The sequence below is a fragment of the Marinobacter sp. SS21 genome (genome assembly GCF_028369065.1).
Lineage (GTDB): Bacteria > Pseudomonadota > Gammaproteobacteria > Pseudomonadales > Oleiphilaceae > Marinobacter.
In genome coordinates this window covers 1-20,361 of the sequence record NZ_JAQNDA010000008.1, presented here as the reverse complement: position 1 = coordinate 20,361, position 20,361 = coordinate 1, and the positions used below count along the sequence as shown (strand labels likewise).

General features: G+C 59.0%; 17 protein-coding genes and 1 pseudogene. 9 read left to right on the top strand and 9 right to left on the bottom strand.

What is annotated here, in order from left to right; all coding sequences use genetic code 11:
• The first annotated feature begins 1 nt into the window (after position 1).
• The gene (locus N6L25_RS11930; protein WP_442915238.1) at positions 2-1,414 is read left to right on the top strand and encodes an adenylate/guanylate cyclase domain-containing protein; all 1,413 of its coding nucleotides are present in this window, start codon (positions 2-4) and stop codon (positions 1,412-1,414) included.
• A 39-nt stretch (positions 1,415-1,453) separates the two neighbouring features.
• On the opposite strand, the gene queF is transcribed toward N6L25_RS11930, so the two are convergent.
• Genes queF through N6L25_RS11915 form a run of 3 tightly spaced genes read right to left on the bottom strand, consistent with a single transcriptional unit; the run spans position 1,454 to position 4,011 of the window.
• A complete protein-coding gene (gene queF, locus N6L25_RS11925) occupies positions 1,454-2,272 on the bottom strand; it encodes an NADPH-dependent 7-cyano-7-deazaguanine reductase QueF (RefSeq protein ID WP_271980569.1) in 819 nt (272 codons plus the stop codon).
• 27 nt (positions 2,273-2,299) lie between these two features.
• On the bottom strand, positions 2,300-3,073 hold the full coding sequence (locus N6L25_RS11920) for an ABC transporter permease (protein WP_271980566.1): 774 nt from the start codon (positions 3,071-3,073) through the stop codon (positions 2,300-2,302).
• Entirely contained in the window at positions 3,070-4,011 is a 942-nt protein-coding gene (locus tag N6L25_RS11915) for an ABC transporter ATP-binding protein (protein WP_271980564.1), read from the bottom strand. The genes N6L25_RS11920 and N6L25_RS11915 overlap by 4 nt, the downstream gene beginning before the upstream one ends.
• Positions 4,012-4,254: 243 nt before the next feature.
• On the opposite strand from N6L25_RS11915, the gene N6L25_RS11910 reads away from it, so the two are divergent.
• Positions 4,255-5,379, top strand: a complete 1,125-nt coding sequence (locus tag N6L25_RS11910; protein WP_271980562.1) for an organic solvent ABC transporter permease — start codon at positions 4,255-4,257, stop codon at positions 5,377-5,379.
• A 15-nt stretch (positions 5,380-5,394) separates the two neighbouring features.
• Here N6L25_RS11910 and N6L25_RS11905 read toward each other — a convergent pair whose 3' ends face one another.
• The 3 genes from N6L25_RS11905 to N6L25_RS11895 form a co-directional block, all read right to left on the bottom strand.
• Positions 5,395-6,705, bottom strand: a complete 1,311-nt coding sequence (locus N6L25_RS11905; protein WP_271980559.1) for an HD-GYP domain-containing protein — start codon at positions 6,703-6,705, stop codon at positions 5,395-5,397.
• A 182-nt stretch (positions 6,706-6,887) separates the two neighbouring features.
• Entirely contained in the window at positions 6,888-7,472 is a 585-nt protein-coding gene (locus N6L25_RS11900) for a hypothetical protein (protein WP_271980557.1), read from the bottom strand.
• Entirely contained in the window at positions 7,469-7,744 is a 276-nt protein-coding gene (locus N6L25_RS11895) for a PilZ domain-containing protein (protein WP_271980555.1), read from the bottom strand. Before N6L25_RS11895 ends, N6L25_RS11900 begins: the two co-directional genes overlap by 4 nt.
• 270 nt (positions 7,745-8,014) lie before the next feature.
• On the opposite strand from N6L25_RS11895, the gene N6L25_RS11890 reads away from it, so the two are divergent.
• Both N6L25_RS11890 and N6L25_RS11885 read left to right on the top strand, forming a co-directional pair.
• Positions 8,015-9,028, top strand: a complete 1,014-nt coding sequence (locus N6L25_RS11890) for a Fe(3+) ABC transporter substrate-binding protein (protein WP_271980553.1) — start codon at positions 8,015-8,017, stop codon at positions 9,026-9,028.
• Between the two features lie 120 nt (positions 9,029-9,148).
• Positions 9,149-10,837: an ABC transporter permease gene (locus N6L25_RS11885; RefSeq protein WP_271980551.1), complete on the top strand. Its 1,689-nt coding sequence runs from the start codon at positions 9,149-9,151 to the stop codon at positions 10,835-10,837.
• Positions 10,838-10,847: 10 nt separating this feature from the next.
• On the opposite strand, the gene N6L25_RS11880 is transcribed toward N6L25_RS11885, so the two are convergent.
• Positions 10,848-11,354, bottom strand: coding sequence for a YiiD C-terminal domain-containing protein (locus N6L25_RS11880; protein ID WP_271980549.1), 507 nt, complete (start codon positions 11,352-11,354; stop codon positions 10,848-10,850).
• Between the two features lie 200 nt (positions 11,355-11,554).
• Positions 11,555-13,222 carry an AMP-binding protein gene (locus N6L25_RS11875; protein ID WP_271980547.1) on the bottom strand — a complete coding sequence of 556 codons (1,668 nt, stop codon included), beginning with the start codon at positions 13,220-13,222 and terminating at the stop codon, positions 11,555-11,557.
• Positions 13,223-13,647: 425 nt separating this feature from the next.
• On the opposite strand from N6L25_RS11875, the gene N6L25_RS11870 reads away from it, so the two are divergent.
• From N6L25_RS11870 to N6L25_RS11850, 5 genes are all read left to right on the top strand, one after another.
• Positions 13,648-14,622 (top strand): ABC transporter substrate-binding protein, encoded by a 975-nt coding sequence (locus N6L25_RS11870; RefSeq protein WP_271980545.1) that lies wholly within the window; start codon positions 13,648-13,650, stop codon positions 14,620-14,622.
• A 76-nt stretch (positions 14,623-14,698) separates the two neighbouring features.
• Complete coding sequence (locus N6L25_RS11865; protein ID WP_271980543.1) at positions 14,699-15,601, top strand: ABC transporter permease; 903 nt, start codon at positions 14,699-14,701, stop codon at positions 15,599-15,601.
• Between the two features lie 11 nt (positions 15,602-15,612).
• Positions 15,613-16,407 carry an ABC transporter ATP-binding protein gene (locus N6L25_RS11860; RefSeq protein WP_271980541.1) on the top strand — a complete coding sequence of 265 codons (795 nt, stop codon included), beginning with the start codon at positions 15,613-15,615 and terminating at the stop codon, positions 16,405-16,407.
• A gap of 516 nt (positions 16,408-16,923) precedes the next feature.
• Complete coding sequence (locus tag N6L25_RS11855) at positions 16,924-19,062, top strand: adenosylcobalamin-dependent ribonucleoside-diphosphate reductase (protein ID WP_271980539.1); 2,139 nt, start codon at positions 16,924-16,926, stop codon at positions 19,060-19,062.
• Between the two features lie 29 nt (positions 19,063-19,091).
• Positions 19,092-19,784 carry a TSCPD domain-containing protein gene (locus N6L25_RS11850; RefSeq protein WP_271980536.1) on the top strand — a complete coding sequence of 231 codons (693 nt, stop codon included), beginning with the start codon at positions 19,092-19,094 and terminating at the stop codon, positions 19,782-19,784.
• A gap of 268 nt (positions 19,785-20,052) precedes the next feature.
• Here the strand turns inward: N6L25_RS11850 and N6L25_RS11845 are convergent.
• Positions 20,053-20,361, bottom strand: a pseudogene (locus N6L25_RS11845) (fatty acid desaturase family protein); the annotation flags it as partial.

Here is a 20,361-nt window from a genome sequence, read left to right as displayed (position 1 = left end):
AATGATGAACGCACCCCTGAACACGGGCAAAACGCTGGGGTTTGACGCCCATAACCAGCCTGTGGCCGTGCCTCCCATGCCAGACTACAATGGTCGCGTTCTGGCCTACACCGCAACCGCTGGCTTCCTTGCGGTTGGCCTGCACGAGGCCGTCTTCGCGTCGTGGCTGTACTGGCTGCTGGCCGCCTCTCTGGTGTGGCCGCATGTCGCGTTTGTCCTCACCCGGCGAACGCCCCTGGGCCGATCCCATCGCATTCGAAACAAAATGCTGCTGCTGGACTGCGTCTTTGGAGGCGGATTGATTGGCGCCCTCAACCTGATCGCGATTCCCTCCGCGGCGGTGGTTCTGATGCTGAGTTTCAGTTGCCTGATTGTCGGCGGCATCCGGCAGTGGCTGTACGGCATGGTGTTGATGATTGGCGCCATGATTGTCTCCGCCGCAATTCATGGGCCACCGGCGTCCTTTCAAGCCCCGTTGCTGACCAGCATGGCCTCGATTTTTGCCACCGGTCTGTACATCTGCGTCACCGCCTTTTATGCCCACCAGCAGGCCCGGAATCTGATGACGGCAAAGACCCAGATCCAGAACCAGCGCGAGCAATCCATCGCACTATCCCATAAGTTATCCAAATACCTGTCACCCCAGGTGTGGCAATCCATCTTCACCGGCGAACGGGATGTACGCCTGGAAACCCAGCGCAAAAAACTGGCCATTTTCTTTTCGGATATCAAGGGGTTTACTGAACTTTCCGAAGAGATGGAGCCGGAGGCGCTAACCGAGTTGCTCAATCACTACTTCAACGAGATGTCCGAAGTCGCATTGAAGTACGGCGGCACCATCGACAAGTTCGTCGGCGACTCCATCATGGTGTTTTTCGGTGATCCCACTAGCCGTGGCCAGCGCGAGGACGCCTTCGCCTGTGTCTCCATGGCCATCGAAATGCGAAAGCACATGAAGATCATGCGGCAAAAATGGCGCAGCCAGGGCATCAAGACGCCACTGGAGATTCGCATGGGCATTAGCACCGGCTACACCACCGTGGGCAACTTCGGTGCCGAGAATCGCATGGACTACACCATCATCGGAAAAGAGGTCAATCTGGCAAGCCGCCTGGAATCCCTCGCCAATCCCGGCGAAATCCTGGTCTCCTACGAAACCTTCTCGTTGATCAAAGACAAGATCATGTGCCGGGACAAGGGTGAAATCACCGTAAAGGGGTTCGGCCGCCCGGTCCCCATCTACGAGGTTGTCGACTTCCGTCGGGACATTGGCCCCAACCGCAGTTTCCTGGAACACGAGCACAGCGGCTTTGCCATGTACCTGGACTCAGACAAGATTACAGAAAAAGAACGCGAAAGTATTCTGGCGGCACTGGAAGATGCCGCCGACCGCCTACGTCACGAAGAACTGTAAACTGTAGGTCGGAAATTCCGCCCCGCCAGTCACCCGCAGTTACTGTCGCACCAGCCTGACGGATGGCACCGAACCTGGTTCGGTGCTGCGCCAGGGATTGATATCCAGCCCGCCCCGTCGTGTATATCGGGCACAGACCGTCAGCGACTCCGGCTGGCAGCGCCGCATGATATCCACAAAGACCGTTTCCACACAGTGCTCATGGAAATCCTGCTTGTGGCGAAATCCCACGATGTAGGCCAGAAGAGCCGCCCGGTCAATCACCGGCCCGGTATATTCCACGGTGATGGTGGCCCAGTCCGGCTGACCGGTCACCGGACAGTTACTCTTGAGCAGATGGGAACAGAGCTTTTCGGAAACCCGGCCCTCACCCGCCGTCAGTCGCGCAGGGTCATAGTCGCGGGGGACGGACGCCACCGGCTCATCGTCGATCAGCTCAAACCCATCCGGGCGTCCCTGAGCGACCGCGGTGTCATCCACGCTGCACAATCGCATCTGGACTGCCGCGCCACAGGCGCTGGACAGGTCTCGCTCCACCGTCTCCCGAAGCTGCTCGGGAGTTGAATACACCGTCTGATTCAGTGAGTTCAGATACAGTTTCCAGGACTTGGACTCAATCAGCGCCGCTGATGCGGCTGGCACCCTGAACTCCGCCCAGGCCACCGCAGGGACGCCGGAAGGCCGGAGCCAGGAAACTTCCCAGGCCTGCCAGAGATCTTCCCCAAACCACGGCCAACGGCCATCCTGCAGCCCCAGGCGGCGGCGATTGTCGTCCCGGGGCACTGGAAACAGCAGGTCAGGACTGTATTGCTCCGGGTACTCACTGCTCTTACCCAAAGGTGCGTCGTGTAGGGCCATTCTCGTTCCTCAATCAATACGTCGCGATCAATGGCGAATGCCTTTGCCGCGTTTCAACATCACCAGGGCAACCGCCGACAGGACTGAGATAAACACCAGGATCATCCCCAGTGCCACCACCACGTTCACATCCGAGACACCGAGAATGCCATAGCGGAACGCATTCACCATATAGAGGATGGGGTTCGCCATGGACACAGCCTGCCAGAACTCCGGCAGCAGTTGAATGGAGTAAAACACGCCACCGAGGTAGGTTAGCGGGGTGAGCACAAAGGTGGGAACGATGGAAATGTCGTCGAACTTGGTCGCCAGCATGGCGTTGATAAAGCCTCCCAGGGCAAACAGCGCCGAAGTCAGGATCACTGTCAGCACCATGACGGGCAAATGGTGAATCTGCAATTGGGTAAAGGCCAGCGACAGCAGGGTAACAATGACCCCAATACTCAGCCCCCGGGCCATTCCGCCAGCCACATAGCCGGCCAGAATCACCCAGTTTGGGACCGGCGACACCAGCAGTTCCTCGATGCTGCGCTGGAACTTCATGGAGAAAAACGACGACACCACGTTGGCATAGGAATTGGTGATCACCGACATCATGATCAACCCCGGTACGATATAGGACATGTAATCGAAACCGCCCATTTCACCAATCCGGGAGCCGATCAGATTACCGAAGATGATGAAGTAGAGCGTCATGGTGACCGCCGGCGGCAACAGAGTTTGCGCCCAGATACGGGTGAAACGGCGAACTTCTCGCACGACGATGGTGGAGAAGGCGACGGCCATGGCTCGTGGGGTCATACGGCTTCCTCCAGTTTTTCCCGAGCATTTTCCTCAACCATCCGGATAAATAGCTCCTCCAACCGGTTAGCCTTGGTGCGCATGCTTTGAACGCGAACGCCCTCGCGCTCCAACTGCACAAACACATCATTCAGGCTCTGAGACTTCTCGACATCCACCTCCAGCGCGCCCTCGTCGCCCAATCGGGTTGCAAACCCTTCCAGCACAGGCGCCGAGGACAAGGGCGATTCGGTATCCAGAACAAAGGTCTGCAGGTTGAGTTGCTGCAACAGTTCGCGCTTGCTGGTGTGCTTGATGATGCGGCCGTGATCAATGATGGCGATGTTACGGCACAACGCCTCCGCCTCTTCCAGGTAATGGGTGGTCAGTATGATGGTGGTGCCCTGGCGGTTCATCTCCTCGAGGAACGTCCACATGGACCGCCTGAGCTCGATATCCACGCCTGCGGTGGGCTCATCGAGAATCAGCAATCCCGGTTCGTGAACCAGTGCACGGGCGATCATCAGCCGCCGTTTCATACCGCCTGAGAGCATTCGGGCCGGGGTATCGCGCTTGTCCCAGAGCCCCAGTTTTTTCAGGTACTTCTCTGCGGATGCCGCCGCCTGTTTAAGTGGAATGCCGTAATAGCCGGCCTGGGTGGTGACGATGTCAAACACCTTCTCGAACTGATTGAAGTTGAACTCCTGAGGCACCACCCCCAGATGCATCTTGGCCGCAGACAAGTCGGTGTCGATGTCATGACCAAAAACCTTCACCGCCCCCCCGCTCTTGTTGACCAGGGAACAAACGATGCCCAAGGTGGTGGACTTACCGGCACCATTGGGTCCCAGCAGCGCGAAGAAATCCCCTTCGGCTACGGTCAGGTCAATGCCCTTGAGGGCCGCAAACCCATCGCCATAGGTTTTACTCAGCCCCTTAATTTCCAGCGCGTGGCTCATAATCGGTTCCGTAACGTTCGAATGTTCGGCAAGTTGCCGGGAGCGAATTTGTCAGGCCAGGCTTTGTAGGTTGTGTCGCTGGCTAAGGATTTCAAGGCCCCGGCGCGCGCCTATCGATAGAACAATCGGCCAAACTGCGACGGGCTTCCGGATCTCGACAACCGGAGATTTCTATAATGGCGATTACAACAAGTTACAAACCGTGCGCCAGTCTCGCTGCGCCAAATCGGAAGTTCACCCGCCATGCCTCAGCTGTTGAAGACACTGCCCCAGCTCTGCACGCTCCCCGCCCTGATCTTGCTGACCGGCTGTCTGCACGACGACGGTTCCGGCAGCGATAACGACCACCTGACCGGTCAGGTGACTGTCTCCGGAATCCGTGGTTTGAGTTATCGGAGCGCCAGTGCAACTGGCGTGACGAACGACACCGGACAGTTCCAGTACTACCCGGGCGAGCGACTTCAAATTGGTGTTGGCGACCTGGTGCTGGTCACGGACGTGCCGGCAGATGACATCATCACGCCCATGGACTTCCAGGCCAGCGCCCGCGCCGCCCTGCAATCCCCTGGGGTCAATGACGAAGGCCTGCGGGATCACCGGCCCACCGAACGGCAACTGCTGCAAGACCCCACCCTGCTCAACATGACGCGGTTCCTGCTTGCGCTTAACTGGAATGAAACCATCGCGGAGGGAGAGACCCTGGACATTCGGGATCGGGTGATTGAGCAGCTCAATGCGGCCCTGGCACAGCAGGAGTCCCCCATTGACTTCAGCGTCGACCCAGCTGAATTCGAAGCGGCCGGTCTGACCCCATCACCCGCCAATCAGTTGTTGGCCCAGATTTGCTTTTACCCCGAAGGGGACACCCGTTGCGACACTCCGCCCACCCAGGCCGAAATTGACGCCGCTCCCCCACGCCCGATCGACGTGGAGGAGCGAGATCCAGAGCTGCTCTACCAGGAAGATCTCATTGGCCTACGCGAGCGCATTGCAAGCGCCGTACGCAACCTTGAGCAATTTGATAGCGAGAAGGCAGAGAATTACCTGACACAGCAGCTGGATCTGGCGACCCGAACCTATGCCAATCAGTACTACCTGGATTCTGAGACAGCGGCCCACCCGGCAACAGACACCGCCATACACAGCGTACGCCTGCGCAAAATTGGCGCAGAGCCCGAGCTGGCCACTCTCGAAGCCGTCAGCCTGAGGGAGGCAGACGTCGCCATTCACGCCTACGACTGGCAAAGCGCAACCGTCGAGTACTTCATTACCGGAGAGGCGGGTGGGGAATCGGATCTACTGGTCAACTTCCGTCCGGAAGGTGACTACCGCTGGCTGAGGAAACAGCTTCGAGTGCTGATTCAGTAACCCCGCCGAGCGGACTCAACCACCGAGCAGCTTGCCAAAACGCCAGCGCGATTCTGCCCCGGTGACATCAAACCGGCCCGGGTCGAGGCCATCCGTGCCGCGAGGCAAGCAGCCTTTCACCAACAAGCTGGATTCGGCCGACAGCTCGGCATTGTGCCGAGCCAGATTGATGATCTTGGCCTGTTTTAAGGACTGATGCTCCTGATTGGTCATCACCATCACCTTCGGCAGCAGTCGGCGCTCTGGCGAGTGCGATACAACCACGCCTCTTTGACCATCCGAAAGCTCCACCAAGGTTCCGATCGGGTAGATGCCAATGGCCTGAATAAACTTCTCTACCAGGTCTTCCTGGAACTCAATGTTGCGCGTCTCGTACAGGTAGGCGACCGCCTGCGCCGGCGTCTGGGCTCTGGCTGAGTCCCTGGGGGAAATCAACGACTCGTAGTACTCCATCAGCCCGGCAATTTTCGCCAACAAGGGAATGCGATCACCACGAAGCCCTTCCGGGAAGCCACTGCCGTTATGACGCTCGCGGTGAAACTGAATAATGCTGGTGACAGCCCTGGACAGCCCGGTATCCTGCAGGCGTTCCAGCCCTCGAACCACATAAGACTTGTACTCGGTGAATTCCTGGCTGGACAGACTGTCCTCGTCCCGCAGTAACGTAGCTGGCAAATCCACTTTCCCCACCTGGGCCAACAGGCAACCCAGCGCCAAGTGATTAAGCAGACCTTTCTCAAGCCCGAGGAAGCGGCCAAAAACCAATCCCCACACTGCGGTGTTGACACCATGCTGATGGAGATAATCGTCATAGTGCTGCATTCGGCTCAACCACAGCAGCGCATCTGGATTGCGAGTAACGCTTGTGGCCATGCTCTGGGCAGCACTGGCCAGCGACCTCAGGTCTGGGATCTCCCCCGCTCTCACACGATCCAGGACTTGCCGGAGCGCCTCATCCGTTGCCTGCACAAGTTTCTCGCTGGCCCTGAGCTCCTTTCGGAAAGCCGCGGTTTCGGGGTACGCCACCGGACTTTTGATCTGTATGGGGGGCAATTGAACCACTTCCTGGGAGCCACCCGGGGACGCCGGACGGCGGCGCTGGAAGATTGGTACTGAACCCTGATCAAAAACGTCAGCACTGCGCTTTTCCGGGACATCAATCATGACCCAGGAACAGTACGAGGCCACCGATTTCACGTCGTCGTCGGAACGAATGCGGAAGCCCTGGATCGGGAACGGTGTCTGATGCCACGGTCGATCGAGATCGGATACGAACATCCCGACCTGAAGACTATGAGCGGCGACTTTCTTCTGGCTTACACCCACCTGACACCTCGAAACAGACAATTTTGTTACCTTGCCTATTCTCCCGGTAAACCAGAAAGATGCCATTACAGTTTGGTTGGATTCTTCTATCGAAACGCTACAAAATGTCACTCGATTTCGCCGTCAGCAACGATTTGTAGTAACGCGACTTCACTCACATTTTCGAGTGGAAATCGGTCACATTAGTCGCACACCGCGTCATCGAATTCCGGCAGTTTGGCCGCCAATGACCCCCGCGGAGCCTTCTTGACAGCAACCACATAGGGCACCGCCGATGGGCGAATATAGTCCATGCCGACCGATTCACCCCCGGATTGCCGGCTCACTTCGGCAGGTCGACAGTGCACGGTTAGTTCAAGGTTTCTGTCCAGCGTTGCTATTCGCGAGTTCGACGGTCCCGAAGACAGTGCCAGGCAAACCGAGTCCTTTGTCGCAGGCTGCCCAGACTCGGCAAGTACATCGAGCCCTTCCTGGCCACAGGCCCGGATGCCGGGGCCGCAACCACCCTGATCGGCCGACTCCGCTTCCGTCAAGCGCCACTGGCGTTCGCTACACTGGGTTTCCACACGGATACTGGTGGCCTGATTGTCCCGGAGCCACCAGCCGGGATACTCCGCCGACTGCCAACTCAGCCTGACCATTCGACTTTCGCCGCTGGAATTGGCGGCCGGAAACATCGCGTAATGACTGTAATAGGAGGCACAGCCGGAGAGCATCGTGGCCAGCGTCATAGCGGCCACAAGATTAAGGAGCGGTCGGTTCATCATTGGTCGTCGCCTGAAAACTGCAATCCGTAACCATCGGGCACCTTGCGCACCACCACCATTTCCAGTACCGGCGCCGGCACCGGCAAGCCCTGCACCTGGACACTGACCGCGTCGCCCAATTCCAGCTCCAGCTCGCCCTCAGCAGCCAGGATAAAGACCCCGCCATCCGAGATATCACGGGTCGGCACGACCACCCTTCCCTTGATTGGGTGTTCCACGCTCACCTTGGTGGTCATGGAAGTGCGCAAATGCTCTCTACGATCAGACGTCATGGAAGCAACACCACTTTTCTGCTTATTCTTACCGGCACATCGTTTTCACAGCACATCTGCTGCGCATCGTGCTTATTGTCGCATTACTCGAGCTTAACCAAAAGTGATTGGAAAGCGGGAGCTTAGGGTCAAGATTAGCACTTTTATTCAACAAATTGATCTAAACTGACATTGACTCTATTAAAAACTAGAATGAGAATGGTTTCTGTTTTCAACCATGCGGCGCCCACGGGCACTGCTCGCACAATCACCAGTTCGGGAAAGTCAGCTATGCAAATCAAGCATGTCGCCGCTGCCCTCGCGGTAGCCTCCGCCCTGCCTCTCAGCGCCCACGGGGCGGATGAGGTCAACATCTATTCCTACCGCCAAGCAAACCTGCTGCAGCCCCTGTTGAACGCCTTCACCGAAGAGACCGGCATCGAAACCAACGTGGTTTTCGCCAAGAATGGCCTCGCTGAGCGCCTGGAGCGCGAGGGCCGCAACAGTCCGGCGGACGTGGTGATGACCGTCGACATCTCCCGACTGAACGACCTGGTCGAGCGTGGCCTGACCCAGCCGCTGGAAAACGATGTGCTGGAGCAGAATATTCCGGAAAACCTGCGTCACCCGGAAGGCAAGTGGTATGCCCTGACCACCCGTGGCCGCATGATCTACGCCTCGGTTGACCGGGTTGCGGATGGTGAGATCACCTCTTATGAAGAGTTGGCCGATCCCAAGTGGGAAGGCCGGATCTGCACCCGCAGCGGCAAGCATCCCTACAACATTGCCCTGTTCTCATCCATGATTGCCCACCACGGCGAAGAAGAAGCGCAAGCCTGGCTCGCCGGCCTGCAGAACAACCTGGCTCGCAAGCCGCAAGGTGGCGACCGCGACCAGATCAAGGCAATTGCCGAAGGCGTTTGCGACCTGTCCATCGGAAACAGCTATTACTATGGCAAGATGCTCGCCGACGAGAGCCAGCGTCCGGCCGCCGAGCAGGTTCGCATTGTGTTCCCCAACGCCGAAGGCCGTGGCACCCACATCAACATTAGCGGCATCGCCCTGACCAACAGCTCACCGAACCGGGAAAACGCCATCAAACTGATGGAGTTCCTGTCGCAGGAAAAAGCGCAGCAGATCTACGCCGAAGCCAATACCGAATATCCGGCCAACCCGGACATCCAACCCTCTGGCATCGTCGCCAGCTGGGGTGAGATGCATCCGGATTCCCTGTCTCTGCAACAAATTGCCGAGAACCGGGAAGCTGCCGTTCGCATGGTGGATCGCGTCGACTACGACAACTAAGACCCACAGGTCCGGAGCGGTGGCTTCACCGCTCCGGCATCCACCGGCGAAGCACGCGGTCATTGAAGTCCACGCAAGCTCTGTCTAAACTCCTGCCTTTTTTCAGGTGAACGGACGACCATGAGCCAGCCCGCCGATCCCGCGGATTACAAATTGCATCAACCCTTGCTGGCCCGGCGCACGTCCAAGCGATGGCTGATCTCCGCCATCCTGACCACCGCCATCGTTGCCCTGCCCGTTCTGTCCGTTCTGTATTTGGCGTTTTTCCCTGAAGAAAATATTTGGCCCCACCTGGTCAACACCACCCTGCCACGCTACCTGACCACCACCTTCGAATTAATGGTCGGAGTAATCGCCATTACGCTGGCGGTCGGCGTGAGCTCGGCGTGGCTGATCACCATGTGCGACTTCCCAGGCCGGCGTTTCTTTGAATGGGCCATGCTGCTGCCTTTCGCGGTACCGGCCTATGTTATTGCCTATGTGTACACCAATCTGCTGGACTACGCCGGCCCGGTTCAGATTGCCCTGCGCGAACTCTTTGGCTGGACCAGCGCCCAGGATTACTGGTTTCCGGAGATTCGCAGCCTGGGCGGCGCCACCGTGATGATTGGCCTGGTGCTCTACCCCTACGTCTACCTGCTGGCGAGGGCGGCCTTTCTGGAACAGTCGCCATCGCTGTTTTCGGTCAGCCGGAGCCTGGGCCACTCGGCCCTTAGCACGTTTTTCCGGGTGGTGCTGCCCATTGCTCGCCCAGCCATCGCGGTCGGCCTGTCGCTGGTGCTGATGGAGACCCTCAACGATTTCGGCACCGTTGACTTCTTCGCGGTGCAAACACTGACGGCGGGCCTGTTCGACACCTGGATGAATATGGGCAACCTGGGCGGTGCCGCCCAGATCGCCACCACCATGCTGTCCTTCGTGGTCATCCTGGTGACCCTGGAGCGCTATTCGCGACGCAAGCAATCCCAGTTTGCGACCCGGGACAACCGCGAACCAATCCAGCGCTTTACACTCTCCCGCAAGCGCCAATGGTTCTGCGTGATCGTCTGCGCCTTGCCCTTCTTGCTGGGCTTTGTCATTCCAGCTCTGAGCCTGGCTTACTACGCCTGGGAATACTTTGATGAAAGCTGGAACCCAACCTTCCTGCAAAACACGCTGAATAGCCTGCTGCTGTCCGGTACGGCCGCGCTGACCACCCTGCTCATCGGTGTGACCCTCGCCTACAGTCGGCGCCTGCACAACACCCAGGGCATGCAGGTGCTGATGCGCCTGTCGAGCCTGGGCTACGCCATGCCCGGCGCCGTACTGGCCGTAGGCGTCATCATCCCGCTGGCTGGCTTCGACAACTGGCTCGATGACTGGATGAGACAACTGTTTGGGATCAGTACCGGGTTGCTGCTCAGCGGCTCCACCTTTGCCCTGGTGTTCGCCTACACCGTGCGTTTTCTGGCGGTATCCGCAGGCAGCGTGGAGAGCGCCCTGCAAAAAATCACTCCGAGCATGGATATGGCCTCCCGCTCCCTCGGCCACAGTCCGGGCGGGACGCTGATCCGGGTGCATCTGCCCATGTTACGGGGCACTTTGCTCACCGCAGCCCTGGTGGTGTTCGTCGACTGCATGAAGGAATTACCGGCGACCTTGATCCTCCGTCCGTTCAATTTCGACACCCTGGCAACCTACGTCTACCAGTTCGCCTCGGACGAACAGCTCGCCCACAGCGCGCTACCGGCGTTGATCATCGTCATGGCGGGCATCGTGCCCATTATCCTGATGAGCCGCTCGATCGGAAACACCCGCAGCGTGGCCTGAGCAGCCCAGGCTACGGCTGCCTATCAACCACCGCTGCCGAGCACCTATGGGCGCCGTCTACCACAAAGCGCCCCTGAAACACGGCCAGGGCCTGGCTGTGCTCCGGTGACAATCCGGGTGCGCCGCAGTAGAGGCGAGCCTCAATGTTCAGACGACCCTTGCCATGCCGGGCCAGGCTCTTCTGAAACCGCGCCAGCTCGGTTGCAGGTGGCAATTCGCTGACAGCGAAAAAATCCTCCTCCACAGGCCCCAGGTAATCCATGCCGCCGGTTTGCACCACCACGTTGCCGGTCAATCCGGAATCCGCCAGCAACAGTTCGACTGCACCCCAGGCCGCCACCACGGCCACGGCATAAAGACTGCCGCCGAACCCCGTGCCCTGGTGATTGCTGTTAAGTGCCAGCGGCGCAGTCACCAGCAGCCGCTTGCCGTCATAGCGCTCCAGCCTCACCCCCAGGCTTCGGGTCAGCGGAATTGCCTCATTGATTCGGTGTTGAAATCGGTCCAATTGCGTCATAGCGCCCTCCCAGTCGGTGGTCAGTCTAATCGGTTGCCGAAATCTCGCCAATGGGACTCCAGTCTCAGTCACCTCACGTTAAAGCGCCTGATCCAACACTCGCTCCACAACTCTGGCCAATGGTGCGGTAGCACCTAACCGAGCAACAAAAAAAGACCTGCCGAAGCAGGTCTTTTTTCAGACGGTGGATGGATCAGGCGTTACTGCCAGATCACCGCCTGACGCTTGGAATACCAGCCATCCAGATCGGTCCGGTAGGCGTCTTCCACCACGTTCCGCTTGAGTTTCATGGTGGGCGTCAGGAAGTCGTTCTCAATGCTCCACTCGTCCTTGACCACCGCAATGAACTGCAGCTGCTCGTGGGGGTCCACAGTCTGGTTAACAGACTTGAGCAGCGACGAGAAGCTGGCCTCCAGTTGCTGGCGGTAGGCGTCGTCCGCCTTGCGCTTCTGGGCTTCTTCCGACAGCATCACCAGGCAGTGTGGCTGTGGATAGTTTTCACCGGACACACACACCATCTCGATGTCCGGGTGACTCATCAAGCGATTCTCGATGGGAGCAGGCGCCACGTACTTACCCTTGCTGGTCTTGAAGATTTCCTTAATCCGGCCGGTGAGCTTCAGACGTCCAAGCTCGTCGATCTCGCCCTTGTCACCGGTTCGCAGGAAGCCGTCTTCCGTCATGGTTTCCCGGGTTTTCTCCTCATCCTTGTAGTAGCCCATCATGGTCGCCGGGCTCTTGACCAGAACCTCGCCCTGCTCGCTGATCTTGACGTCCACACCGGGCAGGCCCTCGCCAACGTAGCCGGTACGGGCACGTCCTGGCTTGGTCATGTGGGAATAGGCAAAGTTCTCCGACATGCCATAGCCCTCCAGCAGCTCAAGCCCGAGCCCCCGGTACCAGTCCAGGAGGTCGTGGGACAGCGGCGCGGAACCGCTTCCGGCAAACTTGACGTGCTGGAGGCCAAGATTGGTGAGGATTTTTTTCTTGATCACGCGACGCAGCAGAGGCACTCGCAACAGCCTGTCGAGCTTCTGCTTCGGCATTTTCTCGAAGACACCGTGCTGGAACTTGGTCCAGATGCGCGGGACCGCCAGGAACAGCGTCGGTTGCGCCCGGCGGAGATCGGCGACAAAGGTATCCAGTGACTCCGCGAAGAACAGGTGGAAGCCTTTGTACATCGAACCACCTTCCACCACGAACCGCTCGAATACGTGGGACAATGGCAGATAGGACAGCATGCGTTCCTGACCGGTCACATTCAGGGCGTCGGCCCCGCCCTTAGCTGCATAGGCAATATTGCCGAAGCTGAGCATCACGCCCTTGGGCTTACCGGTACTGCCGGAGGTGTACACAATGGTGGCCATCTCGTCGGCGTCCCGCTGCACGGTTTCCTCCAGCGGCGGGAATTTGGCCACGATGTCGTCCCAGGTCCTGAAATCGTTGGGCGGGCTGAGCGGGTAGGAAATGCACGGTAGCGAATCCGGCACGCCCTCCTTCATGGTGTCCCAGTCATCCAGCTTACCCACGAAAAGCAGTTCGCAGCCGCTGTGATCCAGAATGTAGCGAACGGTATCGGCGTTCAGCGTGGGATAGAGCGGGACGGAAACGTGACCCGCCATCCAGATCGCCCAATCGGACATGATCCATTGGGCGCAATTCTTCGAGACAATACCGATCCGGCTATTTTCAGGGAGGTTGAGCGACTTGAGGTAGGCGGCCATACGTCTGGCCTCCCCCACCGCACGCCGCCAAGTGTAATCCACCACCTGACCGCCACCCGTCGGCTGTGTCAGGTAAACCGATTCTGCCTTGGCGGTCTCCCAGTGGTAAACCATATCCAGGGGAAGTTTTTGTTGAGTGTCCATGGACCTTCCTTGTATCTGTTATTGTTAAGCGAAGCGACTATCTGTTTTTACGGCCGTTGATTTATACGACTGTTGATTCATAAGACTGTCATTAAGAGACGTAGCTTTCGTTGATGGGCGCGACCCTCGTTGATACACGCGACTTTGGTAGCATATTTCACCACACTCTATCACGTCAAAGCGGGGCGAAACCAACCCGTTATAACCCGTTGGAACGCCCGCGACAATACTTGTCTATAGGGAAAATCCAGCATACGAAGGGCGCCCCAAACCGCCGCCAAAGCCCACCGCACACCGGTTTGCTGTGCTAGACTTTCGCGTTTTGATCCCTGGGGCTTTTGACCACGTCCGGCCGCCAAACTGGCGCACCCCGGACAGACCATCAGCACCCCGACACCTGACCTCAACTTGTTGGAGATCGGCTTATGGCCAAGCGGACCTTGCGTACCTTCCTGGGCGCCCTGCTCCTGACCGCCACCGGATTGGCACAGGCGGACGACCAGAAAACGGTGGCAATCACCCAGATTGTGGAACACCCGGCTCTGGATGCCGTGTACGAAGGCGTCAAGGACGAACTCAATGCGCAAGGCTACAAAGAAGGCGACAACCTTCGAATCCTGCACGAGAGCGCTCAAGGCAATGCCGCCATCGCGGCGCAGATCGCCCGCAAGTTTGTTGGCGAGGGCCCTGACGTGGTGGTCGCCATCGCCACCCCTTCCGCCCAGACCATGGCCGCGGCGGCTCGCAACCTCCCGGTGGTGTTCTCCGCGGTCACCGACCCGGTTGGTGCGAAACTGGTGCCCAACCTCCAGGCCCCGGGCGGTAACATCACCGGCGTGACCGATATGCTGCCCCTGGACCGCCACATTGACCTACTTCAACGGGTGATGCCGGATGCCAATCGCATCGGCACCGTCTACAACCCGGGCGAGGCCAACGCGGTTGCACTGGTTGAGATGCTTGAGGAACGCCTGGCGGCTCGCGGCCTGGAACTGGTCAAGGCCGCCGCCACCAAGACGTCCGAAGTGCTCGGCGCGGCCCGCTCCCTGGTGGGCAAAGTCGATGCCATCTATTTGACCACCGACAATACCGTGGTCAGTGCCGCCGAAGCCGTCGTCTCTGTGGGCGAACGGGCCAAGATCCCGGTGTTTGCGGCGGATACCGCCACCGTCAGCCGAGGCGCGGTAGCGGCGCTTGGCTTCGACTACTATGACCATGGCCGTCAGACCGGCGCACTGGTCGCCCGCATCCTGGCAGGCGCCAACCCCGGCGAGATGGCGGTGGAAAGCGTGGACAAGCTGAACCTGTTCGTCAACCCGGCAGCGGCCGAGCGCATGGGCATCACCCTGAGCGACGAACTCATCGAATCCGCGCAGGAAGTTGTGTCCAGCAACCGCTAAACCGTCACCTGTCCCGGGGCAGCCTTTCCTTATGGAACGCTGCCCCTTTTGACTCCCTTACGGCGAAGACCTACCCATGCTCAGTGAAATTGCCTTTTATGGCGCCATAGAAACCGGCCTGATCTATGGTCTGGTGGCCTTTGGCATCTTTATCTCTTTTCGTGTCCTCGATTTCCCGGATCTGACCGTCGATGGCAGCTTTCCGCTCGGCGCCGCCGTAGCGGCCGTGCTCATTATCAGCGGTGTCAATCCCTGGCTGGCCACCGGCGCGGCGGTACTGGCCGGCATGGCCGCCGGCTCAGTCACCGCGCTGCTGAACGTGAAGCTCAACATTCTCAATCTGCTGGCATCCATTCTCACCATGATCGCGCTGTACTCGGTCAACCTGCGCATCATGGGGCGCCCCAACGTCGCCCTGCTCACCGAAGATACCGTACTGACCCCCTGGTATGACCTGGGGCTGGCTTACCACCAGGTGCCGGTGGTGCTGTTTGTGATCGTCACCCTGGTGGCCCTGGCCTTGCTCTGGCGCTTCATGAAGTCTGAAACCGGCCTGGCCATGCACGCCACCGGTGCCAACGCCCGCATGGCCCGTGCCCAGGGCATCGCCACCGGCGGTATGATTGTGCTCGGCGTCGCCCTGTCCAACGGCCTGGTGGGCCTGGCCGGCGCCCTGTTCGCCCAGAGCCAGGGCGCGGCGGACGTCACCATGGGGGTTGGCGTGATCGTTATCGGTCTGGCCTCACTCATTGGCGGCGAAGCGGTGTTGACGCCGTCCACCGTCTTTCGCGCGCTGTTGGCCTGTGTGGTGGGTGCCATCATTTACCGCCTGGCCATTGCCCTGGCCCTCAACGCCAACTTCATGGGGTTGCAGGCTCAGGATCTGAACCTGATTACCGCGGTGCTGGTTACCCTGGCCATCGTGCTGCCGGGCGTGCGCAATTCGGTCCGCGCCCGCCTCACCCGCAACAAAGCCTGAGGGAGTCATCCATGATCAGTGCATCCAACCTGAAACTGACCTTCGGCAAGGGCACGCCGCTGGAAAACCCGGCGCTGCGAGACATGAGCCTGACCGTCAACCAGGGCGAGTTCGTGACCGTGATTGGCAGCAACGGCGCCGGCAAGTCGACCTTTCTTAACGCCCTGGCTGGCGAAGTACTGGTGGACAGCGGCCAGATTCTGGTGGACGGCCAGGACGTCACCCGGCTGCCGACCCACAAGCGGGCCCGCAACGTTGCCCGGGTGTTCCAGGACCCGCTGGCCGGCACCTGCGAATCGCTCACCATTGACGAAAACCTGGCCCTGGCCATTAAGCGGGGCCAACGGCGAGGCCTCACCGCGGCGGTCAAAGCCCGCTACATGGATCAGTTCCGTAGCAGCCTCGCCACCCTCAAACTCGGACTGGAAGACCGCCTGGGCGACAAAATGGGGCTGCTGTCCGGCGGCCAACGCCAGGCGGTGAGCCTGCTGATGGCCAGCCTGACGCCCTCCAGCATCCTGCTGCTGGACGAGCATACCGCGGCCCTCGATCCCAAGACGGCGGCCTTTGTACTGGAGCTGACCCAGAAGATCATCGAAGAGCAAAAGCTCACCGCATTGATGGTCACCCACAGCATGAAGCAGGCCCTGGAAGTGGGCAGCCGGACCGTCATGCTGCACCAGGGCCAGGTGGTCTTCGACATCGCCGGTGAAGACCGGCAGGGCCTGGAGGTCAAGGACCTGCTAGGGCTGTTCGAGCAACAACGCGGTCTCGAAATCGACGACGACAACCTGCTGCTCGGCTAGCCCTCCTCAGTGGCGGCGCGGGCACTGGATTCCAGCCCGCAGCCGCCCTCAATCCAGTCATTTTGACCACTTTTTAACCACTACATATAGTGTTTATACTTTTGGCTACCCAAGTCGTTCTGGCTACAGAAGTTTTCCCATTTCAAGACTTCGACCATTAATTTTCCAGCTGGATCAGGCACAAGTTAATAGTTGTCACCTTCTTCACAGACCACTATATCCTGTTATACTTCCACAAAATTCACCAATATATTGGGTCATTATTGAGCAGTTTGCGCAACATACGCTCGAACTGATCAAAGCACCGACAGCAGGTGCCAGGCCGCCGGCGAACGACCAACAGCGTCAACCGGGCCGGCCCGACAACCACCAGATGTTGTGGTTGCGCTTCTGGTTACTAAAGCACCAAAACAGACGACAAATTCTTAGGGGTAAGACGGCGTATACTCGAAGCAAGACGCTAGAGTTCGAAACGCGCCGTCTTTAATCGGCACGATTGAAATACAGAGGGTGGCAATGAACGCTAAGGCACAGGCAGTCATAACAACAATTCAGATGCAGGACGCTTCACTGGATATCTGGAGCAGCAAGTACCAGCTCAAGACCAAGACTGGCGAGCCGGTAGACCAGGATATCCAGGGCACCTACGAACGGGTTGCCGAAGCCCTCGCCCAGGTCGAGAACAAATCTGTCCGCACCAAACAGAAGAAAGACTTCGTCTGGGCCCTGCAGAACGGTGCCATCCCGGCTGGCCGTATCACCTCCAACGCCGGTGCCGAAGCCCACAAACCGGCCACGTCCACCATCAACTGCACCGTGTCTGGCACCATCAACGACTCCATGAACGACATCCTGGAGAAGAACCACGAAGCCGGCCTGACCCTCAAGGCCGGTTGCGGTATCGGTTACGAGTTCTCCACCCTGCGCCCGAAAGGCGCCTACGTGGCCGGAGCCGGCGCCACCACCTCCGGCCCGCTGTCGTTCATGGACATCTTCGACCGTATGTGCTTCACCGTGTCCTCCGCCGGTGGCCGTCGCGGCGCCCAGATGGCCACCTTTGACGTACACCACCCGGACATCATCGACTTCATCCAGGCCAAGCGTGAAGACGGCCGCCTGCGCCAGTTCAACCTGTCCCTGCTGATCACCGAAGACTTCATCGAGGCGGTCAAGAACGGCGACGACTGGCACCTGTCGTTCCCGGTCACCCAGAAAGAAGCCGAAGAAGAAGGCCTGGACCTGGCCGACGCCAGCCAGTTCGTCTACCGCGACTTCCCGGTCACCAAGGGTTACGTGCTGAACGACGAAGGCAAGGTCGCCTGCCGCATCTACCGCACCCTGAAGGCACAGCTGATCTGGGACACCATCATGACCTCCACCTACGACTACGCCGAGCCAGGGTTCATCCTGATCGACAAGGTCAACCAGATGAACAACAACTGGTTCTGCGAGGACATCCGCGCCACCAACCCCTGTGGCGAGCAGCCCCTGCCGCCCTACGGCAGCTGCCTGCTGGGCTCGGTGAACCTGACCAAGTTCGTCGACTACCCGTTCACCGACAAGGCCAGCTTCAACTACGAGAAATACCGCAAGGTGGTGGGCATCTTCACCCGCATGCTGGACAACGTGGTGGAAATCAACGGCCTGCCGCTGGCTGAGCAGCGCCACGAAATCACCTACAAGCGCCGCCACGGCATGGGCATCCTGGGCCTGGGCTCCACCCTCGCCATGCTGCGTATGCCCTACGGCTCGAAAGAATCCGTCGGCTTCACCGAGGAAGTGGTCCGCGAGATGGCCGTGGAAGGCTGGCGTCAGTCCCTCGCCCTGGCCGGCGAGAAAGGCCCCGCCCCGATCATGGACGACGAGTTCGAAGTGACCGCCAAGATGCTGAGCCAGCGCCCGGAACTTAAGGCGGACGGCTTCAAGGCAGGCGACAAGATCAAAGGCCGCGTATTGCACGCCAAATACAGCCGCTACATGCAGAAGATTGCCGTGGTAGAACCGGAGCTGGTGGCGGAACTGGCGGAGAAAGGTGGCCGTTTCACCCACCACACCTCCATCGCCCCGACCGGTACCATCAGCCTGTCCCTGGCCAACAACGCCAGTAACGGCATCGAGCCGAGCTTCTCCCACCACTACTCGCGGAACATCATCCGAGAGGGTCGCAAGACCAAAGAGAAAGTGGACGTGTTCTCCTTCGAGCTGCTGGCCTACCGTCAGCTGGTGAACCCCAGCGCCATGCCGTTCTCCGACGAGGAAGACAAGAAGCTGCCCAGCTACTTCACCACCTCCGACGACGTGACCCCGAACCAGCACGTAGACATCCAGGCCGCGGCGCAGAATTGGGTGGATTCCTCCATCTCCAAGACCGCCAATGTGCCACAGGACTTCCCGTACCAGGACTTCAAGAACATCTACATGTACGCCTACGAGAACGGCCTGAAAGGTTGCACCACCTTCCGCTTCAACCCGGAAGCGTTCCAGGGCGTACTGGTCAAGGAAAAAGACCTGGAGAACACCCTGTACGAATTCACCCTGGACGACGGCAGCAAGGTAACCCTCAAGGGCAATGAACAGGTAGAATACGACGGTGAAACCCACACCGCCGCCAACCTCTTCGACGCCCTGAAAGAAGGCACCTACGGCAAGTACTAATCCGGGACCACCGACACAGGACAACGAACATGACAGTTAAAATCACCAAGAACATCGTCGGTTACCGGGTGGCCAAGGCCGACGCACAGCCTCAACAGGACGCGCCAGCGCAGGATAACGCCCCCAAGCCGGTGCAGATGAACGAAACCATCGAGCGCCCGGATTTCCTGCTGGGCACCACCTACAAAATCAAGCCGCCGGTGGCTGAGCACGCGATGTACATCACCATCAACGACATCCTGCTCAATGAAGACACCGACCACGAGAGCCGCCAGCCCTACGAAGTGTTCATCAACTCCAAGTCCATGGAGCACTTCCAGTGGGTCATCGCCCTCACCCGCGTCATCTCCGCGGTATTCCGCAAGGGCGGTGACGTCACCTTCCTGGTGGAAGAACTGCGCTCCGTATACGACCCCAACGGCGGCTACTTCAAAAAAGGCGGCGTGTTCATGCCCTCCCTGGTGGCCGAAATCGGCGCCGTGATCGAGAAACACCTCAAGGCCATCGGCCTGCTGGAAAGCGAGGAAATGAGCGAAGCCACCAAGCGCATCATTGCCGAAAAGCGTGCGGAGTTCGAATCCAGCCAAAAGCCCCAGAACGACGAATCCGCCAGCGAATACCCGGCCAACGCCACCATGTGTGGCAAGTGCAGCACCAAGGCGGTGATTGTGATGGATGGGTGTGCGACTTGTTTGTCTTGTGGGGATAGTAAGTGTGGTTGAGGTGGTTAACCTGACGCGCTGAAAAAAAGGCCCGGAAGCGAAAGCTCCTGGGCCTTTTTTTTGGGGGGGGGTTAGCTTTAGTCGTATTTATTCCAAAGACAACGGGATAGCTAAACAATACCACCAAAGGATGCCGCTGGGACCTGTAAACCAGGCGCTCCCGCGGTGTCGCCACTTGCCACATACGGGTGGTTATGAGCGGGAAGGCCCCGACACTGGAGGCACTGATTTTACCAACGTGACCATGGTGATAATTGTGACTTTCAAGCTAGGACGTGGTTGGCGTCAGGGTAAGAGCTCCGAAGGAATGAAATAGCAAGTAGGCGAACCGGGACTCTTTGAGAATCGCACCGTGCAGGTAATCATGAAAGGTTATAAAGGAGCGCACGATCAGCAGTGCTCCCAGTATTGCGAACACCAACTTCAGCGGCCACCACACCAACATCCCCGCGATGGCTAGAGCGGAAATCATTAACACAAAGGTTGAGCCGACGTACCACCAGCTTTTAGCTGAAGACTCTTCAACAAAAGGTTTGGTGGCTTCGAGCAATTCCCTGCCTACCCGGACGTCCGCACT

What these genes read in the sequence shown, in the direction of transcription:
- N6L25_RS11920 (WP_271980566.1), bottom strand. Translation starts at nt 3,073, where the DNA reads ATGACCCCACGAGCCATGGCCGTCGCCTTCTCCACCATCGTCGTGCGA.
- N6L25_RS11860 (WP_271980541.1), top strand. Translation starts at nt 15,613, where the DNA reads ATGATCAGTGCATCCAACCTGAAACTGACCTTCGGCAAGGGCACGCCG.
- N6L25_RS11870 (WP_271980545.1), top strand. Translation starts at nt 13,648, where the DNA reads ATGGCCAAGCGGACCTTGCGTACCTTCCTGGGCGCCCTGCTCCTGACC.
- N6L25_RS11875 (WP_271980547.1), bottom strand. Translation starts at nt 13,222, where the DNA reads ATGGACACTCAACAAAAACTTCCCCTGGATATGGTTTACCACTGGGAG.
- N6L25_RS11895 (WP_271980555.1), bottom strand. Translation starts at nt 7,744, where the DNA reads ATGACGTCTGATCGTAGAGAGCATTTGCGCACTTCCATGACCACCAAG.
- N6L25_RS11915 (WP_271980564.1), bottom strand. Translation starts at nt 4,011, where the DNA reads ATGAGCCACGCGCTGGAAATTAAGGGGCTGAGTAAAACCTATGGCGAT.
- queF (WP_271980569.1), bottom strand. Translation starts at nt 2,272, where the DNA reads ATGGCCCTACACGACGCACCTTTGGGTAAGAGCAGTGAGTACCCGGAG.
- N6L25_RS11850 (WP_271980536.1), top strand. Translation starts at nt 19,092, where the DNA reads ATGACAGTTAAAATCACCAAGAACATCGTCGGTTACCGGGTGGCCAAG.
- N6L25_RS11910 (WP_271980562.1), top strand. Translation starts at nt 4,255, where the DNA reads ATGCCTCAGCTGTTGAAGACACTGCCCCAGCTCTGCACGCTCCCCGCC.
- N6L25_RS11880 (WP_271980549.1), bottom strand. Translation starts at nt 11,354, where the DNA reads ATGACGCAATTGGACCGATTTCAACACCGAATCAATGAGGCAATTCCG.
- N6L25_RS11865 (WP_271980543.1), top strand. Translation starts at nt 14,699, where the DNA reads ATGCTCAGTGAAATTGCCTTTTATGGCGCCATAGAAACCGGCCTGATC.
- N6L25_RS11930 (WP_442915238.1), top strand. Translation starts at nt 2, where the DNA reads ATGATGAACGCACCCCTGAACACGGGCAAAACGCTGGGGTTTGACGCC.
- N6L25_RS11885 (WP_271980551.1), top strand. Translation starts at nt 9,149, where the DNA reads ATGAGCCAGCCCGCCGATCCCGCGGATTACAAATTGCATCAACCCTTG.
- N6L25_RS11890 (WP_271980553.1), top strand. Translation starts at nt 8,015, where the DNA reads ATGCAAATCAAGCATGTCGCCGCTGCCCTCGCGGTAGCCTCCGCCCTG.
- N6L25_RS11900 (WP_271980557.1), bottom strand. Translation starts at nt 7,472, where the DNA reads ATGATGAACCGACCGCTCCTTAATCTTGTGGCCGCTATGACGCTGGCC.
- N6L25_RS11855 (WP_271980539.1), top strand. Translation starts at nt 16,924, where the DNA reads ATGAACGCTAAGGCACAGGCAGTCATAACAACAATTCAGATGCAGGAC.